18 protein-coding genes are annotated in these 16,765 nt (G+C 62.0%); 12 read left to right on the plus strand and 6 right to left on the minus strand.

Going from position 1 to position 16,765, the window contains the following annotated elements; all coding sequences use genetic code 11:
* The first annotated feature begins 94 nt into the window (after positions 1-94).
* From JN524_RS04085 to JN524_RS04120, 8 genes are read left to right on the plus strand one after another with little or no spacing between them, the layout of a single operon-like run.
* A complete protein-coding gene (locus JN524_RS04085; RefSeq protein WP_202368599.1) occupies positions 95-1,285 on the plus strand; it encodes a PepSY-associated TM helix domain-containing protein in 1,191 nt (396 codons plus the stop codon).
* On the plus strand, positions 1,282-1,824 hold the full coding sequence (locus JN524_RS04090) for a hypothetical protein (protein ID WP_027613388.1): 543 nt from the start codon (positions 1,282-1,284) through the stop codon (positions 1,822-1,824). The genes JN524_RS04085 and JN524_RS04090 overlap by 4 nt, the downstream gene beginning before the upstream one ends.
* On the plus strand, positions 1,821-2,162 hold the full coding sequence (locus tag JN524_RS04095) for a hypothetical protein (protein WP_007965473.1): 342 nt from the start codon (positions 1,821-1,823) through the stop codon (positions 2,160-2,162). The genes JN524_RS04090 and JN524_RS04095 overlap by 4 nt, the downstream gene beginning before the upstream one ends.
* A complete protein-coding gene (locus JN524_RS04100; protein WP_166497961.1) occupies positions 2,159-2,734 on the plus strand; it encodes a DUF6162 family protein in 576 nt (191 codons plus the stop codon). Before JN524_RS04095 ends, JN524_RS04100 begins: the two co-directional genes overlap by 4 nt.
* Before the next feature lie 35 nt (positions 2,735-2,769).
* Positions 2,770-3,699: a metal ABC transporter substrate-binding protein gene (locus JN524_RS04105; protein ID WP_007965475.1), complete on the plus strand. Its 930-nt coding sequence runs from the start codon at positions 2,770-2,772 to the stop codon at positions 3,697-3,699.
* Positions 3,696-4,541, plus strand: a complete 846-nt coding sequence (locus tag JN524_RS04110) for a metal ABC transporter ATP-binding protein (protein ID WP_237402957.1) — start codon at positions 3,696-3,698, stop codon at positions 4,539-4,541. The genes JN524_RS04105 and JN524_RS04110 overlap by 4 nt, the downstream gene beginning before the upstream one ends.
* Positions 4,541-5,440 carry a metal ABC transporter permease gene (locus tag JN524_RS04115; RefSeq protein ID WP_003226663.1) on the plus strand — a complete coding sequence of 300 codons (900 nt, stop codon included), beginning with the start codon at positions 4,541-4,543 and terminating at the stop codon, positions 5,438-5,440. Before JN524_RS04110 ends, JN524_RS04115 begins: the two co-directional genes overlap by 1 nt.
* Positions 5,441-6,355, plus strand: a complete 915-nt coding sequence (locus tag JN524_RS04120) for a metal ABC transporter substrate-binding protein (RefSeq protein WP_202368601.1) — start codon at positions 5,441-5,443, stop codon at positions 6,353-6,355. It abuts the gene before it with no gap.
* 143 nt (positions 6,356-6,498) lie between these two features.
* Here JN524_RS04120 and JN524_RS04125 read toward each other — a convergent pair whose 3' ends face one another.
* The 5 genes from JN524_RS04125 to JN524_RS04145 form a co-directional block, all read right to left on the minus strand.
* Complete coding sequence (locus JN524_RS04125) at positions 6,499-6,723, minus strand: MbtH family protein (protein ID WP_003226665.1); 225 nt, start codon at positions 6,721-6,723, stop codon at positions 6,499-6,501.
* 83 nt (positions 6,724-6,806) lie between these two features.
* Positions 6,807-8,219 carry an aspartate aminotransferase family protein gene (locus JN524_RS04130; RefSeq protein ID WP_202368602.1) on the minus strand — a complete coding sequence of 471 codons (1,413 nt, stop codon included), beginning with the start codon at positions 8,217-8,219 and terminating at the stop codon, positions 6,807-6,809.
* Positions 8,220-8,361: 142 nt separating this feature from the next.
* Positions 8,362-8,847 (minus strand): GNAT family N-acetyltransferase, encoded by a 486-nt coding sequence (locus JN524_RS04135; protein WP_134786987.1) that lies wholly within the window; start codon positions 8,845-8,847, stop codon positions 8,362-8,364.
* 217 nt (positions 8,848-9,064) lie between these two features.
* Positions 9,065-10,387 (minus strand): ATP-binding protein, encoded by a 1,323-nt coding sequence (locus JN524_RS04140; RefSeq protein WP_202368603.1) that lies wholly within the window; start codon positions 10,385-10,387, stop codon positions 9,065-9,067.
* Positions 10,387-11,067, minus strand: coding sequence for a response regulator (locus tag JN524_RS04145; protein ID WP_202368604.1), 681 nt, complete (start codon positions 11,065-11,067; stop codon positions 10,387-10,389). Before JN524_RS04145 ends, JN524_RS04140 begins: the two co-directional genes overlap by 1 nt.
* 285 nt (positions 11,068-11,352) lie before the next feature.
* Between JN524_RS04145 and JN524_RS04150 the strand changes: the two genes are divergently transcribed.
* From JN524_RS04150 to dsbG, 4 genes are all read left to right on the plus strand, one after another.
* The gene (locus tag JN524_RS04150; RefSeq protein ID WP_202368605.1) at positions 11,353-12,048 is read left to right on the plus strand and encodes a hypothetical protein; all 696 of its coding nucleotides are present in this window, start codon (positions 11,353-11,355) and stop codon (positions 12,046-12,048) included.
* Positions 12,049-12,460: 412 nt separating this feature from the next.
* A complete protein-coding gene (dsbD, locus tag JN524_RS04155) occupies positions 12,461-14,194 on the plus strand; it encodes a protein-disulfide reductase DsbD (RefSeq protein ID WP_202368606.1) in 1,734 nt (577 codons plus the stop codon).
* Positions 14,194-15,063, plus strand: coding sequence for a TlpA disulfide reductase family protein (locus tag JN524_RS04160; RefSeq protein WP_003226672.1), 870 nt, complete (start codon positions 14,194-14,196; stop codon positions 15,061-15,063). Before dsbD ends, JN524_RS04160 begins: the two co-directional genes overlap by 1 nt.
* Positions 15,039-15,809 (plus strand): thiol:disulfide interchange protein DsbG, encoded by a 771-nt coding sequence (gene dsbG / locus JN524_RS04165; protein ID WP_202368607.1) that lies wholly within the window; start codon positions 15,039-15,041, stop codon positions 15,807-15,809. Before JN524_RS04160 ends, dsbG begins: the two co-directional genes overlap by 25 nt.
* Positions 15,810-15,892: 83 nt before the next feature.
* On the opposite strand, the gene JN524_RS04170 is transcribed toward dsbG, so the two are convergent.
* Complete coding sequence (locus JN524_RS04170) at positions 15,893-16,705, minus strand: alpha/beta fold hydrolase (RefSeq protein ID WP_202368608.1); 813 nt, start codon at positions 16,703-16,705, stop codon at positions 15,893-15,895.
* Positions 16,706-16,765 lie beyond the last annotated feature (60 nt).

The following is a 16,765-nucleotide window of genomic DNA, read 5'->3' on the forward strand; positions in this document are numbered from 1 at the left end:
GCACAGGCAACAGCCACGACCGCGCCTTTTGCGGACACCCGCGCTGCGAAGCCCGTAGCCGCGTGCCCTTTCATCGAAATCAAGACGCGCAATCATGTCGAAGAAATCCCGTTCCAAACTGTGGTTCCTGGTGCATAGCTGGCTCGCGCTGCCGATCTGGTTTTTTGTCCTGATCGTCTGTGTCACCGGCACGCTGGCGGTGGTCAGCCAGGAAATCGTCTGGCTGGCCAACCCGCAAATGCGCGCCAGCCAGCCATCGGATGACGCACCGCGGCTCAGTTACGATCAGGTGCTGGCCGCGATCAAACAGGCCGAACCGCAGACGCTGGTGGAAAGCATCAGCCGCCCCGACGAATCGCACTTCGCCCTCGACGTCGAGGTCAGCTACCCCGACGGCCGCTCGCAGACGGTCTACGTCAACCCGTACACCGGGGTGATCCAGGGCCCGGCGCCGGACTTCAACTTCAAGGCGTTCACCCGCGCCTTGCACGGCTGGTGGCTGGTGCCGTTCACCAATGGTTTCAGCTGGGGCTGGTACCTGGTGTCGTTCCTTGGCCTGCCGATGCTCGCTTCGCTGGTCACCGGGCTGGTGGTGTACAAGCGCTTCTGGAAAGGTTTCTTCAAACCCACCCTGCGTTTTCGCCACGGTGCGCGGATCTTCTGGGGCGACTTCCATCGACTGAGCGGCATCTGGTCGATCTGGTTCATCGCGGTGATCTCGATCACCGGCACCTGGTTTTTGATCCAGGCCATTCTGGCCGACAACCAGGTGTCGATCAGCAGCGAGCCGATCATTCCCGCCATGTCCCGGGAAAGCGTTCCGATGTCGAGCGACGCCAGTCCTCCCCCACGAATCAGCCTCGATCGCGCGGTACAGATCGCCGAACAGCACATCCCCGGGCTGGAAGTCAGCTTCGTCAGCCTGCCGGGCAATGCCTACAGTCACTTGAGCCTTGGCGGTCGCGGCTGGTACCCACTGATGTTCCAGACCGCCACGCTCAACCCGTACAACGGTGAGATGGCCGCCACGCGACTGCTGACTGACCGTTCCTCGCTGGAGTTTGTCACCGAGTCGATGCGCCCGCTGCACACCGGTGATTTCGGCGGTCTGTGGATCAAACTGATCTGGTTCTTCTTCGGCCTGCTGCTGAGCATGATGGTCCTCAGCGGCCTGTTGATCTGGACCAAGCGCACCGCGCTGGCCACCGCCAACGCCCTCAAGCGCGAAAATAAAAAGGCCCGCAGCCCTCGCGTCAGCCGTGAACCGGCGGAGGTCAGCCCATGAGCCCGTCCAACCGCACTGCCCAACCGTCCGCCCTGCGCCGCTTCTGGCACAAATGGCGCTTTCACCTGAACGCCCTGTTGCTGCTGATTCCGCTGGGTTTCATGCCCAAGTATTTCGCCGATGCCGCGCTGTTTCGCGGTGACGTCGGCCTCGGTGAGCATGAGGTCGGCGAAATCCAGGTCGGCCCGTGGAGCCTGCGCCTGGCCGAACTGCGCAACGAAGCGCCGCGTCTGAGTGGCCCCGCCGGCTACATGAAGGACTTCAATGCTGCCCTGTGCGACGCCTGTGTCGAACAGGTCAAGGCCACCTACCTGCGCATCGGCAAACCGCGCAGCCTGCGCGCCGCCGGGGTGATTTTCTTTGGCACGCCGTATCGCATGGGCGCGCAATTGCCGGTGGCGGAAAAGACCAAAGCCGATGCCGAACTGTGGATCACCATGGAAGGCTGGGACGGCAGCATGCATCAGGCCTCGATTCCCCTGAGCCAGGCCTCCCCCGCCACCCTCGCCTGGCTGAACCAACAAGGAGCCAAACCATGAACCGCGTTCAACGCCCTTCCCGCCTGCGGTTGCGTGCCGCGTTGCTGATGCTCTGCGCAGGTTTCAGCGCCGGCGCCCTGGCCCATAACCCGATGTGCGAATGCAAAGCCGTCGATGCCGAGCAGATCAAATGCACCGGCGGCTTTTCCGACGGCAGCGGCGCGCCGGGGGTGACCCTCGATGTGATCGGTTACGACGAAACCATTCTGCTGCCGGGCAAGCTCGGCGCCGATTCGACCGTGACGTTCAAGAAACCGGCGGCCGAGTTTTATGTGCTGTTCGACGCCGGCCCCGGCCACGTTGTGGAAATCGACCAAGCCGACATCGAGGCCCCATGAGCACGCCCACCACCCAAGTCGTCCGCCCGGCCGGTGCCGGGCATGAAACCCTCAATGTTCTGCTGTTGTGTTTACTGATCCTTGCCGTCGCCGGCTCGGTGGTGGCATGGCGCGGGGTGTCCCATGAACCGGAACCGGTCGCCAGCCATCAGCTCGATGCGCGGCGCGACCTCAGTGCCGCCGAGCAAGGCATCTACGCCGACCTGCGGGTGACCCTCGATGAAATCCGCCTGCTGCGTGAGGAACAGCAGAGCCTGCCGACGCCACAGACCCTGGCTGAAGAAGGTTTCGCCCCGTTCGCCCAGGACGCCAGTTCGGTCAGCCGTGGCGGGCATGCCTGGCAATTGCTGGCGGACACGGCCTATTTCGGTCACAGCCAAGCGCCCGCCGTTGCCGGTTCGTTCGTGATGCGGCTGAGCGCCGACGCCACTGCCGCACCGGACATCTGGCTCAACCGCGCCGCCGATCTGCGGACACCCGCCGAACTGACCGACGCCGCGCTTTCCGCCGCTGGCTGGAAACAGATCGTCGCGCAGTTCGATGCCGGTGTGACCCGCGAACATCGCCACTGAACCTTCGCCTTCACCCGAGAGAAGACCGCTAGCCCATGCTTATTTCCCTGACTCGCCGTCCCCTCCTGCGCACCCTGCTGTTAGGCCTGTGCGCGTGCCTGCTGAGCCCGCTGGCCAGCGCCGATCCGGGCAAACGCCTGCGCATCGGCATCACCCTGCACCCGTATTACAGCTATGTGGCGAATATCGTCGGCGACAAGGCCGAGGTGGTGCCGCTGATTCCCGCCGGCTTCAACCCGCACGCCTACGAGCCACGCGCCGAAGACATCAAGCGCATCAGCGGGCTGGATGTGATCGTGCTCAACGGGGTCGGCCATGACGACTTCGCCGACCGCATGATCGCCGCCAGCGAAACGCCGAACATCAAGACCATCGAAGCCAACGAAAACGTGCCGCTGCTGGCGGCCACCGGTACCGCTGCGCGCGGCGCCGGCAAAGTGGTCAACCCGCACACCTTCCTGTCGATCAGCGCCTCGATTGCCCAGGTCAACAACATCGCCCGCGAGCTGGGCAAACTCGACCCGGACAACGCCAAGACCTACACCCAGAACGCCCGCGCCTACGGCAAACGCCTGCGGCAGATGCGCGCCGATGCGCTGGCCAAACTGACTCAGGCACCGAACGCCGAACTGCGTGTGGCCACGGTGCATGCGGCCTACGACTATCTGCTGCGCGAATTCGGCTTGGAAGTGACGGCCGTGGTCGAACCGGCCCACGGCATCGAACCGAGCCCGAGCCAGTTGAAAAAGACCATCGACCAACTGCGCGAACTCGACGTGAAGGTGATTTTCTCGGAGATGGACTTCCCCTCGACCTACGTCGAAACCATCCAGCGTGAGTCGGGCGTGAAGCTGTACCCGCTGTCGCACATTTCCTATGGCGAATACAGCGCCGACAAGTACGAAAAGGAAATGACCGGCAACCTCGACACCGTGGTGCGGGCGATTCAGGAGTCCGGGGCATGACAGCAAAAGAAACCCTCTCTGACACCCCGCCATCCCCTGTGGGAGCGAGTTTGCTCGCGAAGGCGCCGGGTCAGCCAACATCTTTATCGAATGACACACCGCATTCGCGAGCAGGCTCGCTCCCACAAGGATTGGGACCGACTCTGGATTTTGCGGGAGTCTCTCTGACCCTCGGGCGCACCACGATCCTCGACAACGTGACCTTCCAGGTTCAGCCCGGTCACGTCCACGCCCTGGTCGGCCCCAACGGCGGCGGTAAGAGTTCGCTGATCAAGACCTTGCTCGGGCAAATGCCGCATCAGGGTCAACTGAGCCTGCACTGGCCCGGCCAACCCGGCACCATCGGCTACGTGCCGCAGGCGCTGGAGTTCGATCGCGGCCTGCCGATGACCGTCGACGATTTCATGGCAGCCATGTGCCAGCGCCGCCCGGCGTTTCTCGGCTTGAGCAAGCACTACGCCAACGCCATCGGTGAGGCGCTGGAACGGGTCGGCATGCAGGACAAACGCAAGCGGCGCATGGGCGCGTTGTCCGGTGGCGAACGGCAGCGCGTGTTGCTCGCTCAAGGCTTGATCCCGGCTCCGCAATTGCTGGTGCTGGATGAGCCGATGTCGGCCCTCGACGAAGCCGGGATCCAGGTGTTCGAACGCCTGCTCGGCGACTGGCGCGCCGCTGGCATCACCGTGCTGTGGATTGAGCACGATCTGGAAGCGGTCAAGCGTCTGGCCGACCGGGTCACCGGTCTCAACCGCCGCGTGCTGTTCGACGCCACGCCGCAACAGGCGCTGACTCCGGAACGGCTGCTGAGTCTGTTTTCCACCCATCCACGGAGCGCGGTCTAATGAGTTACGAAGCCTTTCGTTTGATGGTCCAGGGCTGGGCGTCGTCCGGTTACCTGCCGGAAGCGCTGGCCTACGGCTTTGTGGTCAACGCACTGCTCGCCGGCCTGTTGATCGGCCCGGTGCTCGGCGGCCTCGGCACGCTGGTGGTGGTCAAGCGCTTCGCGTTTTTCTCCGAAGCGGTCGGGCACGCGGCGCTGACCGGCGTGGCCATCGGCATTCTGCTCGGCGAACCCTATACCGGGCCGTACGGCAGTCTGTTCGGCTACTGCCTGCTGTTCGGCATCCTTCTCAACTACCTGCGCAACCGCACCGGCCTGGCGCCGGATACCCTGATCGGCGTGTTCCTCTCGGTGTCGCTGGCGCTCGGCGCGAGCCTGCTGCTGATTCTCGCCGGCAAGATCAATGTGCACATTCTGGAGAACGTGCTGTTCGGTTCGGTGCTCACCGTCAACGGCAATGACCTGCTGGTGCTGGCCATCGTCGGTTCGCTGGTCATGGCCCTGGCGCTGCCGCTGTACAACCGGATCATGCTCGCCAGTTTCAACCCGCAACTGGCGGCGGTGCGCGGCGTGGCGGTGAAGACTCTGGATTACCTGTTCGTGATTCTGGTGACGCTGATCACCGTCGCGGCGGTGAAGGTCATCGGCGCGATTCTGGTCGGCGCGTTGCTGGTGATTCCGGCGGCGGCCGCGCGCCTGCTCAGCCAGTCGCTCAAGGGCTTCTTCTGGTGTTCGGTGCTGATTGCCACCGTCAGCACGCTGTGCGGGATTCTCGCGCCGATCGTCTTCGATCTGCCGATCCCCTCCGGCGCCGCGATCATCCTGGTCGCCGGCATCGCCTTCGCCCTCGCCGCCATTGCGCGCGGGGTTGTCCCGAGTCTGAAAGGGAACCTTGGATAAATGACTTTCTCACTGCGAAAACTGACCCTGGCCATGGCCTTGTGCGGCGTGGTCGGCAACCCGTTGCTGGCGGCTGAAAACCCCAAACCATTGCGCGTACTGGCCTCACTGCCCATCACCTACGGCCTCGGCGAAGTGCTGCTCAAAGGTACCGACGTCAGCCTGGAGCGCGCGGCCCCGGCGAATTTGCCGGGCAGCCGTCAGACCGCGTACTTCACCGGTCGCGGTGCTCCGGCGCTGGGCAAACTGGCAACCGCTGCCGACGCGGTGATCGGCGTGCGCTCGCTGTGGGCGGATGATCCGCTGTACCCGATCGCACGGCGCAGCAACATTCGCATTGTCGAAGTCGACGCGGCGCGCCCGGTGGACGGCGCCCTGCCGGGGATTGCCGTGCAGCCGGGGCTGAAGGTCGATGGTTTGAACAGTCAGCCATGGCTGGCGAGCAACAACATGGGACGGATGGCCGACGTGATCTCGGCGGATCTGGTGCGCCTGGCGCCGTCGGCCAAACCGAAGATCGAGGCCAATCTGGCGGCGCTGAAACAGCGCCTGCTCAAGCTCAGTGCCGACAGCGAAGCGCGCCTGGCCGAGGCCGACAACCTCAGTGTGCTGAGCCTCAGTGATCATTTCGGTTACCTGATCGGCAGCCTGAATCTGGAGCTGATCGGCCAGGATCCACGGCCTGACAGCGAGTGGACAGCGCAAGAGCTGAAGCAACTCACGGCGACGCTTAAAGATAACGACGTGGCGCTGGTGTTGCATCATCGTCAGCCGTCGGAAGCGGTGAAAGCGGCGATTGCCGAATCGGGGAGTCAACTGCTGGTGTTGAGCACCGATGCAGAAGACCCGGTGGCGGAGCTGGAAGGCAATGTCGATTTGCTGCTCAAGGGGTTGAGCGGCGGGCCTTCGGCCTAAGATCAAAAGATCGCAGCCTTCGGCAGCTCCTACAGGGTGTGAGTATTCCCATGCAGGAGCTGCCGAAGGCTGCGATCTTTTGCAGGCCATGAAAAAACCCGCTGCCTGTCACCAGTCCAGCGGGTTTGTTTTTGGCCGACGAATTACTGAGCAGCCGCCTGCCCTTCCATCTTCTGCCGCAGGCTCAGCGGACGCATGTCGGTCCAGACTTCTTCGATATAGGCCAGGCATTCCTTCTTCAAGCCGCTCTTGCCCACGGTGCGCCAGCCTTCCGGCACGGCTTTGTAATCCGGCCAGATCGAGTATTGCTCTTCGTGGTTGACCACGACCTGAAAGAGGATGTCCTCGCGGTCGAATACTGACGTCATGCTGGTTCTCCATCGCTGTAAGGGTGGGCTGCACCGGGGGTGCAGCCGGGTATGTAGTAAGAACGTTCGGCGCTGCGAAAAATTTACACAGCGGCGGTGGCGGCGGCCAAGGCCCGGCCGAAGATCTCGGCGACGCGGTCGATTTCGGCGGCGGTGATCACCAGCGGCGGCAGGAAGCGCACCACCGAACCATGCCGGCCGCCCAGTTCGAGAATCAGCCCACGCTTGAGGCATTCGCGCTGCACCAGCGGTGCCAGACGCGCGAACGCGGGTGGGTGACCGAGCGCATCTGGCGCGCCGTTCGGGTCAACCAGTTCGACGCCGAGCATCAAGCCACGACCACGAATGTCGCCCAGTTGCGGGAAGTCGCGTTGCAGGATTCGCAGGTGTTCGCTCAGGCGCTCGCCCATCGCCGCAGCGTGTTCGCAGACCTTGTGTTCAAGCAGATAACGCATCACCGCGGAACCGGCGGCCATCGCCATCTGATTGCCGCGGAAGGTGCCGGCGTGGGCACCTGGTTGCCAGGTGTCGAGCCAGTCGCGATAGACCACCACCGCCAGCGGCAGGCTGCCGCCGATGGCTTTGGACAACACCACCACGTCGGGGACGATGTCGGCGTGTTCGAAGGCAAACATCTTGCCGGTGCGGGCGAAACCGCTTTGGATCTCGTCGACGATCAGCGCCACACCGGCCTTTTCGGTGATTCGACGCAAGCCGCGCAGCCACTCGATATCGGCCGGAATCACCCCGCCCTCGCCCTGCACCGCTTCGACGATCACCGCTGCCGGCAACTGCACGCCGGCTTCAGGATCGTTGAGCAGGTTTTCCAGATAACTCAGGTTGGCTTTGACCCCGGCCGCGCCGCCGAGACCGAACGGGCAACGGTAGTCGTAAGGGAACGGCATGAATTGCACACCGTTGCTGAGCAAGGCGCCCAGCGGCTTTTTCGGCCCCAGGCTGCCCATCAGGCTCAATGCGCCCTGGCTCATGCCGTGATAACCGCCGGAGAACGACAGCACCGTGCTGCGCCCGGTGGCGGTGCGCACCAGTTTCAGCGCGGCTTCCACCGCATCGGTGCCGGTCGGGCCGCAGAACTGGATTTTCGCCTCGGCCGCCAGTGCTGGCGGCAGCAAACCGAACAGGTCCTGGACAAACTGATCCTTGACCGGCGTGGTCAGGTCGAGGGTGTGCAGCGGCAATTCATCCGCCAGTACTTGCTGGATCGCCTCGATCACCACCGGATGGTTGTGCCCCAAGGCCAGAGTGCCGGCACCGGCCAGGCAATCGATGAAGGTGCGACCTTCGACATCTTCGACATACAGGCCCTTGGCGCGCTTGAGTGCCAGCGGAATGCGCCGCGGGTAGCTGCGGGCATTGGATTCCTGCTGACTCTGGCGGGCCAGCAGCGGCGATTCGTTGAACTGATACAGGGTTTCCGCCGGCACGGAGGTGATCCGGGCCGACGACTCTTCGATAAGGCTGGTGGCGACTGACATCTCTCGACCCTCAATACGCTATGGATGGTGACCAAAACAGCACACCGCACAGGTGCGCGTTCCGGTCGCGGGGCGCACATGCAGGTTTTCCTGTTCTGGAAACGCTTAAGCGGGGCGAGGATTTAGACCCTTGATCGAGATGTCAGTCGGACAATGGCAACAGCTTGTGCAGCGTAACGCGGTGCAAGCCCTGATCGCTGGCGCGTGGCACTGCGTCGCAGTAGCCCAGATGCCGATAAAAAGCCGCGCCGCTACGTGTGCTGGCGATGCGCGCCTGCGGCACACCACGAATCCGCAGCCAGCCTTCAAGGTCGGTCATCAGGGCGCGCCCTGCGCCACGGCGAAACCATTCCGGCTGCACATGACAAAAGCCTATCTCACCGCTGGCCGTGGCCATGCCGACACCCACCGGTTTGTCCTGCAACAAGGCGATATTCAGGTAGCAATGCGCGTCGGCAAGGTGCGCGCTGATGACGTCGGCAGATTGTCGGCCGATCCAGCGGCTGACCAGTTGCGGATCGTTGCGGTGTTCGAGCGCACAACCGACGCGAATCGAACGCTCGATGATGCGACTGATGATGCCGGCGTCGGCAGGTTTCGCCGGGCAGATGCAGATCGATGCTTCCATGGCGCGTTCCCTCAATCCATTGAGTCAGAGCAGCCCCAACCTTAACGCCGCGATTGCCAAATCACCAACGCACAGACGTTACATTTGATGTGCCACACCACAAATCCCCTGTAGGAGCTGCCGCAGGTTCGGGCCGCGTTCGGACGATCTTTTGATTTTGTTTTTCAAGATCAAGAGATCGCAGCCTGCGGCAGCCCCTACAGGGGGGGTGGTGTTTTCAGAGGGATTGCAGCGGCATGGTCAGCTCGACGCGCAGCCCGTCCGGCCGGCTGTCGAAATGCAGGGTGCAAGCGCAGCGCTGGACGATGGCCTGGACGATGGCCAAGCCCAGTCCGCAACCGGTGCTCTGACCGTTGCGCCAGAAGCGTTGGGTCAGGTGCTGCAAATCTTCAGCCGCAATTCCGGGTCCGTGGTCGCGCACCACAAAGCGGGCGCGCTGACCGACGGTTTCCAGACTCAGCTCCACCTCAGCGTCTGCCGGGGTATGGCGCAGGGCGTTGTCGAGCAGATTGCGCAACGCGGCAATCGACAGCACCGCCGGCATTTGTACCGGCGCACTGGAGAGCTGCTTGGGTAATTGCAGTTTGATCCGCTGACGCTCGCCACCGGCCGCATCCTGCATCGCCAGTTTCGCCACCTGTTCGGCGCTGCACTGCACGCCGTCATCGAACGACAGACTGCCCTCGACCCGCGCCAGCAACAGCAGTTGCTCAAGGGTGCGGTGCATGCGGTCGGCGCCCTCTTCGGCGCGTGCCAGCGACTGATCGCGGGCACTGCCTTCGGTCATGCGTGCCACTTGCAGGTGGGTCTTGATCGCGGTCAACGGGCTGCGCAGTTCGTGGGCGGCATCACCGGTCAGGCGGCGTTCACGCTCGATGGTCTTGCCGATGCGCTGGAACAGCTGGTTCTGGGTATCGAGCAACGGTTTCAGTTCGCTGGGAAACGATTGCAATTGCAGCGGCTCAAGCGAGTCGGCGTTACGCCGCATCAAGGCTTCGCGCAGGCGATTGAGCGGCGCCAGGCCCTGACCGATGCCCAGCCACAACAGGCACAGGCAACCGAGCAATGCCACGCCCACCGGCACCGAGGCCGCCAGCAGGATCGACATGTTCAGCGCTTCGCGTTCGATCTGCCGATCGGCGGTGGTGATCCGCACATCGCCCCTGGCCAGGGTGAAACTGCGCCACGGCGCGCCATCGATCAGCTGGTCATGGAAGCCCATCTTTTCCGCTTCCAGGGTTTGCTCGGGACTGCTGTGACTACGGGCCAGAATTTCCCCGCGCAACGAACTGACCTGACAGGCCATGCCGCCGGGAATGTTCAATTGTTCGGCACTGAAATGGGTGCCCTCGCCCTTGCTCGGCAGCGCCGGCAATTGCTCCAGCAGCCCGGCGACCATGCGCGCCGAGGCTACCAGCCGCTGGTCGAGGGAAAACATCATCTGATTGCGCAAGTCGCTGAGCATCCAGGCCGCGGCCAGCGCCCAGATCAGGGCGAACGCGGCGCCGAGGGTCAGACTCAGGCGCAGACGCAGACTCATCACTTCTGTTGTTCTCCACCATCGGCCGGCCCGAGGCGATAACCCAGACCGCGCACGGTTTCGACGATGCCCTTGCCGAGTTTGCTGCGCAGGTGATGGATATGCACGTTCAGCGCGTTGCTCTCCAATTCGTCATTGAAGCCGTAGACGCTGTCCTTCAACTGCTCGGTGGACAGCACTCGGCCACGATTGTGCAGCAGCGCCTGCAACAGCGATTGCTCGCGGCGCGACAAGTCCACCGGTTGCCCGGCCAACATGGTTTCGCGGCTGCTTGGATCGTAGGTCAATGCGCCGTGTTCGATCAGGTTGACGCTGCGCCCGGCGACCCGGCGCAGCAGGGTTTGCAGACGCGCGAACAGTTCACGCAGATCGAACGGTTTGAGCAGGTAATCGTCAGCCCCGGCCTGCAAACCATCGACCCGATCGGTCACCGAGTCGCGCGCAGTCAGGATCAGCACCGGAATTTCCAGGCCCTGCTGACGCAATTGTTGCAGCAACTTGAGGCCATCTTCGTCGGGCAGGCCGAGATCGAGCACCATCACGTCGAATTCGGCGACCTTGAGCATCGCCCGTGCTTTCGCGGCGGTGTTGACGTGCTCGACCGTCAGGCCCTGCGCCGTGAGACCGGCAACGATACCGCTGGCGATCAGTTCATCGTCTTCACAAACCAGTACGTGCATGGGGGCTCCATGAGCAAAAACGCCATTCAAGCAGCCGAAGATTAAGCCGCAGTTATGCCAAGTGTACCGTTTAACGAGAGAAACGCTGAGTAGCCGCCCCACCACCGCAGTACGTCAGGTAAACAGTCCGGTCATCTACCTGCTTTCCAATCTGATCGACAACCGCCAGGCGCAACTTTCAAATTGAAACATACCGGGCATATTAAAAATTAAGCTGTGCAACTAACATCGACCGTACACGATTAACAAAAACGCTTTTTTCAACAACCACTCAATGGACTAAACATGTCTCGATTAGGAAAGGCCGTCGCTGTTGACTGGCGCTCGGGCAAAGATCAGATTTATTTCTTCTTCACGCACTACAACTTATATTCACGCTTCAGCCTGGCAGAAAACAAAGTACCTGAAAAGTATCCTCTGGAGGTATCCGGAAATTGGGATGCCTTTCATGACGCCTATCAGTTGCGGTTTGGTTTTACGACCACTGGATTCGACACTGACAGAATAGACGGAGACTTCCTGTGGCTTTTTCATTATGGAGAAGACCGACTCACTCCCTATGTCACCAAATATGATCAGGACGATGAATGCTGCATCAGTACGGTTCCAGTTCAGGCATCACGCTGGCATAAACTTGTACCTTACTTCGACCGGATCATTGCAGGAACCTGGTGGCAAACCAGACCGGGACGCGCACATTTGTTCCGTTTCCTGATGGACAACGGCAAGGCACTCAGGCTTGATTTTGGTTATGAGACACTTGTCCAAGAAACCATTGACGATGAAACATGGCCTGGGCTGGCCAAGTATCAAGACCGAATCATGACGGGTGCGCAAAACGATCGTACGCTGGCGGACAGTTACTGGTATCTGTTTTTGGACAACGATAAATACATCCGCTACAACATTCAGGAAAACCAGGTTCAGTCCGGCCCCATCCCGATTAACGACGAAACCTGGCCAGGACTGCTGCGCGGCTGAAAACACTTTGTTTTAAGTAAATTGTTGTTGGCGATTAAGCATCGATTAATCGCCACCGACACTGCGCACCTTGTCCCTGCCAGCCAGAACATTCAAACCCGCACATCATCTCAATAAGCTTTATTCGGCGACCTTGAATAATTGGCAAACAGGAAGATGCCAGCGGCAACGAATTCCCCCGAGATTCGAAATCTTGCCTTTATGTTTATCTGAATGACAACCGGCCCGCAGATATGATCAAGACGCGAAAAAAACATGTGGCCCGTATACAATCTCCGAAATCCGCTGGCACGGGTTGCTGATAAACCGAGATCTCTTCGGGTCGCCCATCCGGCAGCGTGCGGGGCGGTTAATCATCGGTTAATCGCCATCCACCATTGTGCCCACACTTGCACAGGGACAAGGCTCCTCCATGCGTCATTTTTTTCTTTTGTTTGCACTGCTGATCTCCGGCCTGGCCCAGGCCGGGAACAATCCATTCGAGACCAAACCGGAGTTTCTGCCGGTCGACCAAGCCTTCGTGCTCACCTCCGAACGCCTTGAATCCGGGGAAACCCAGCTGTTCTGGCAAATCACCGACGGCTATTACCTGTACCAGAAACGCCTGAAATTCGACGGTTTGACGACCGACCAACAGCCGGCGCTGCCCGAGGGTGAGTCGCACAGTGACGAGTTCTTCGGTGAACAACCGGTGTATCGCCAAGGGCTGGAAGTAAAAATTCCGGCCTCGGCCAGCGGTCAGATCAAGGTCAGTTATCAGGGCTGCGCCGATGCCGGCCTGTGTTACCCGCCGCAGACCCGGGTCATCGATCTGGGCGGCAAAGCCACGCCAACGACCAGCGCTGAAGCACCGGATCAGGCCCTGGCCAGCAGCCTGCAACAACGGGCGCTGGGCTGGAGCCTGCTGGTGTTCTTCGGCCTCGGCCTGTTGCTGGCGTTTACCCCGTGTTCGTTGCCGATGCTGCCGATTCTGGCGGGCATGATTGTCGGCAGTGGTGCCACCCCGCGCCGTGGGTTCGCCCTGGCCAGCAGCTATGTGATCTGCATGGCGCTGGTGTATGCGGCGATGGGAGTGATCGCCGCGCTGCTCGGCGCCAACCTGCAGGCATGGCTGCAAAATCCGTGGCTTCTGGGTGCCTTCGCTGCAGTGTTCGTGGTGCTGGCATTGCCGATGTTCGGCTTCTTCGAATTGCAACTGCCGGTGGCCTTGCGTGATCGCCTCGAACACGCTTCGCGCAGCCGCAATGGCGGCAGCCTGATCGGTGCCGGGGTGCTCGGCGCATTGTCCGGTCTGCTGGTCGGCCCGTGCATGACCGCGCCGCTGGCCGGCGCTTTGCTGTACATCGCGCAGAGCGGCAATGCGCTGCACGGTGGATTGATTCTGTTTGCGTTGGGCATCGGTATCGGGGTGCCGCTGTTGCTGTTGGTGACCGTCGGCAATCGCTTCCTGCCAAAGCCAGGCGCGTGGATGAACCTGCTCAAGGGCATCTTCGGTTTCCTGTTCCTCGCGACCGCGCTGCTGATGTTGCGCCCGGTGCTGGACGCCTCATTGTGGCTGGGCCTGTGTGGCGCGCTGCTGCTGATCGCCGCGTTCTGTGCCTGGAAGCAATCGGAAGGCTTCGGCCGGGTCGCCCAGGTGTTCGGCGCCAGTTCGTTGCTGCTCGGTCTGTGGGGCAGCCTGCTGCTGATTGGTGCTGCCGGTGGCAGTGACGACCCGTATCAGCCGTTGCAGGTGTACAGCGCCGGCCGTGGCGCCAGCGCCCCGCCGAGCGGGCATGACGCGTTCACCACGATCAAGGATCCGGCAGCCCTGCAACGCGAACTGGATAGCGCCAAGGCTCAGGGCCAATGGGCGCTGCTCGATTACTACGCCGACTGGTGCGTGTCGTGCAAAGTCATGGAGAAACAGGTGTTCGGCAAGGACAAGGTCATGCAGGCACTCAGCGATGTTCGCCTGCTGCGCCTCGACGTCACCGCCGACAATGCCGCCAGTCGCGAACTGCTTGGCCGCTACAAAGTCCCGGGGCCACCGAGTTTTGTCTGGATTGGCGCCGACGGCGAAGAACGGCGTAGCCAGCGCATCACCGGCGAGGTCGATGCCGATACATTCCTGCAACGCTGGACCACCACTCGAGACGCCAACTGATGCTGACGTTCACCCTCGGCACCTTCGCCATCGCGCTTAACCACCTGCTGCTGATCAGTGCCTTGGCGCTGGCGACCTTTGTCGGCTGGCGGGTGGCCAAGCGTGGCGGCGATAATCCCGAGTCGGCGCTGTTCAGCCTGTTCCTGTTGGGCATGCTTGCGGCGCGCGTGGCGTTTGTCGCCCTGTATTGGGGGCACTATCGCAACGACCCGTGGCAGATCATCGACCTGCGCGACGGCGGTTTCCTCGCCTGGCCGGGGGTGATCGTACTGCTGCTGGCTGCACTTTATCGCGGCTGGCGTCGCCCGGGCCTGCGTCGGCCACTGGGTTTTGGTGTGGCCAGCGGCGTGCTGTTCTGGCTGCTGGCGACCCTGTCGCTGAACATCTACGAACAAGGCACGCGCCTGCCGGAAATCACCCTGCGTAACGCCGCCGGTGAGACCATCCAGCTCAGCGACTATCAGGGCGGCCCACTGGTGATCAACCTTTGGGCAACCTGGTGCCCGCCCTGCCGGCGTGAAATGCCGGTGCTGGAAAACGCTCAACAACAACGCCCGGACCTGACCTTTCTGTTCGTCAATCAGGCCGAAAGCATGCAAAGCGTTGCCACCTTCCTCGAAACCCAGGGCCTGAGCCTGAACAACGTACTGTTCGACCGCAGTGGCCGACTCGGTCAGGCCGTGGGTTCCATGGCGCTGCCGACTACGCTGTTCTATAGCCCTGACGGTCGCTTGCTGAGCAGCCACCTGGGCGAACTGTCGAATGCCAGCCTGGCCCGCGCCCTGGAAAATTTCGACATCCCGAATCCAACCGCCGCACCGGCCACCTCTGCAAGGAAACTGCCATGCCCCGCCTCCGCCACCTGCTGACGCTGACTCTGGGCACTGCCCTGCTGCACCTGACGTCGGTGCAGGCCGCCGAAGAATTGCCCGCCGCGATCAAGCAGATCGAAGCCAAGGGCGCAAAAATCGTCGGCCAGTTCGACGCCCCGGACGGCCTGCGCGGTTATGCGGCGCAGTACCAGAACCGTGGCATGGCCCTGTACCTGACGCCAGACGGGAAACACGTGCTGCTGGGCAATCTGTACGACGCCGACGGCAAAGACCTGAGCAGCGAGCCGTTGCAGAAACTGGTCTACGCGCCGATGGCCAAGGAAATCTGGGGCAAGTTCGAAGCCAGCAACTGGATTCAGGACGGCAACAAGGATGCCCCGCGCACCGTCTACCTGTTCAGCGATCCGAACTGCCCGTACTGCAACATGTTCTGGGAACAGGCGCGACCATGGGTCAAGGCCGGCAAAGTGCAGCTGCGGCACATCATGGTCGGGATCATCCGCGAAGACAGCCCGGCGAAATCCGCTGCGCTACTGGCGGCAAAAGATCCGGCCAAGGCCCTGGAAGATCACGAGAAGGCCGGCAAGGCCAGCACCCTCAAGCCATTGAAAGACATTCCAAAAGCGGTGCAGACCAAACTGGCCGCCAACATGCAGTTGATGGAAGACCTGGAACTGCAGGCGACGCCGGCGATTTTCTACATGGATGACAAGGGCGAGCTGCAACAGCAGCAAGGGGCGCCTTCACCGGAGAAACTGGCGAAGATTCTCGGGCCGAAATAAGCCAGATCAAGAGATCGCAGCCTGCGGCAGCTCCTACAGGGGAACGCGTTTTCTGTAGGCGCTGCCGCAGGCTGCGATCTTTTTCAATGGCGCTCAGCCAGGAAGGCGAACAACACCTCAGTGACAAACTCGGGGTTCTCCAGACTGGAGATATGCCCCGCTTCCGGCACCAGTACCCACGGGCAACCGATCAATTCAGCCATTTCCTGTGCCTCCGACGGCGGTCGCGGTTTGTCCTGATCGCCGCACAGCACCAGGGTGGTCGCGGCATTCAGTTCGCCCAGGCGCGACAACAGATCATCACGACTGAACGTGATACGTCCCATCGGCACAATGCTTTCGCGCAGGCGATCCGCCGTGTACGCCGCGAGTTTGGCGCGGAAGTCCTGATACAGCGCCGACTGCGGATCGATGCCCGGACGGAAGAAGATCGGCACCACGATGTCGAGCAACTGAGGCGCAATCTCGCCGTTTTCCTCGATCTGCTTGAACAGCGAGAAATAGTACTGACGGGTTGGCTCAGGCTCGACGCCGACATAGGTGTCGAGCAGCACCAGACCGTTGATCCGCTGCGGTGCCGACAACGCCAGACGCACGCCCCACATGCCGCCGACTGACAGTCCCGCCAGCGTTATCTGCTCGATCTGCAGGTGATCGAGCAAGGCCTCGACCTGCCGCGCGATGTCATCCAGCGAGGTGGTGCCTTGAGGCAAACGCCCGGATTCGCCGTGGCCCCACAGGTCCAGCGCAATCACCCGGTAGTGCGGCGACAGCGCAGCGATCTGTGGCGCCCACATGGCCGTGTCCCACAGATAGCTGCCCGCCAGCAACACGGCCGGGCCGGTGCCTTGATCAATGTAGTGCAGCGCTTGTCCGTCAACCGTGAAGAAAGGCATCGACCACCCCCGAGACAAAAAAGAGAACCGGCAGACTGAGCTGCCGGTTGTTGATCGTCA

The organism is Pseudomonas sp. MWU318 (assembly GCF_016756945.1).
GTDB classification, from domain to species: domain Bacteria; phylum Pseudomonadota; class Gammaproteobacteria; order Pseudomonadales; family Pseudomonadaceae; genus Aquipseudomonas; species Aquipseudomonas putida_A.

Bases quoted from the DNA above. Each gene is read 5' to 3' on its own strand.
- JN524_RS04085 (WP_202368599.1), top strand. From the start codon at position 95: ATGTCGAAGAAATCCCGTTCCAAACTGTGGTTCCTGGTGCATAGCTGG.
- JN524_RS04090 (WP_027613388.1), top strand. From the start codon at position 1,282: ATGAGCCCGTCCAACCGCACTGCCCAACCGTCCGCCCTGCGCCGCTTC.
- JN524_RS04095 (WP_007965473.1), top strand. From the start codon at position 1,821: ATGAACCGCGTTCAACGCCCTTCCCGCCTGCGGTTGCGTGCCGCGTTG.
- JN524_RS04100 (WP_166497961.1), top strand. From the start codon at position 2,159: ATGAGCACGCCCACCACCCAAGTCGTCCGCCCGGCCGGTGCCGGGCAT.
- JN524_RS04105 (WP_007965475.1), top strand. From the start codon at position 2,770: ATGCTTATTTCCCTGACTCGCCGTCCCCTCCTGCGCACCCTGCTGTTA.
- JN524_RS04110 (WP_237402957.1), top strand. From the start codon at position 3,696: ATGACAGCAAAAGAAACCCTCTCTGACACCCCGCCATCCCCTGTGGGA.
- JN524_RS04115 (WP_003226663.1), top strand. From the start codon at position 4,541: ATGAGTTACGAAGCCTTTCGTTTGATGGTCCAGGGCTGGGCGTCGTCC.
- JN524_RS04120 (WP_202368601.1), top strand. From the start codon at position 5,441: ATGACTTTCTCACTGCGAAAACTGACCCTGGCCATGGCCTTGTGCGGC.
- JN524_RS04125 (WP_003226665.1), bottom strand. From the start codon at position 6,723: ATGACGTCAGTATTCGACCGCGAGGACATCCTCTTTCAGGTCGTGGTC.
- JN524_RS04130 (WP_202368602.1), bottom strand. From the start codon at position 8,219: ATGTCAGTCGCCACCAGCCTTATCGAAGAGTCGTCGGCCCGGATCACC.
- JN524_RS04135 (WP_134786987.1), bottom strand. From the start codon at position 8,847: ATGGAAGCATCGATCTGCATCTGCCCGGCGAAACCTGCCGACGCCGGC.
- JN524_RS04140 (WP_202368603.1), bottom strand. From the start codon at position 10,387: ATGAGTCTGCGTCTGCGCCTGAGTCTGACCCTCGGCGCCGCGTTCGCC.
- JN524_RS04145 (WP_202368604.1), bottom strand. From the start codon at position 11,067: ATGCACGTACTGGTTTGTGAAGACGATGAACTGATCGCCAGCGGTATC.
- JN524_RS04150 (WP_202368605.1), top strand. From the start codon at position 11,353: ATGTCTCGATTAGGAAAGGCCGTCGCTGTTGACTGGCGCTCGGGCAAA.
- dsbD (WP_202368606.1), top strand. From the start codon at position 12,461: ATGCGTCATTTTTTTCTTTTGTTTGCACTGCTGATCTCCGGCCTGGCC.
- JN524_RS04160 (WP_003226672.1), top strand. From the start codon at position 14,194: ATGCTGACGTTCACCCTCGGCACCTTCGCCATCGCGCTTAACCACCTG.
- dsbG (WP_202368607.1), top strand. From the start codon at position 15,039: ATGCCCCGCCTCCGCCACCTGCTGACGCTGACTCTGGGCACTGCCCTG.
- JN524_RS04170 (WP_202368608.1), bottom strand. From the start codon at position 16,705: ATGCCTTTCTTCACGGTTGACGGACAAGCGCTGCACTACATTGATCAA.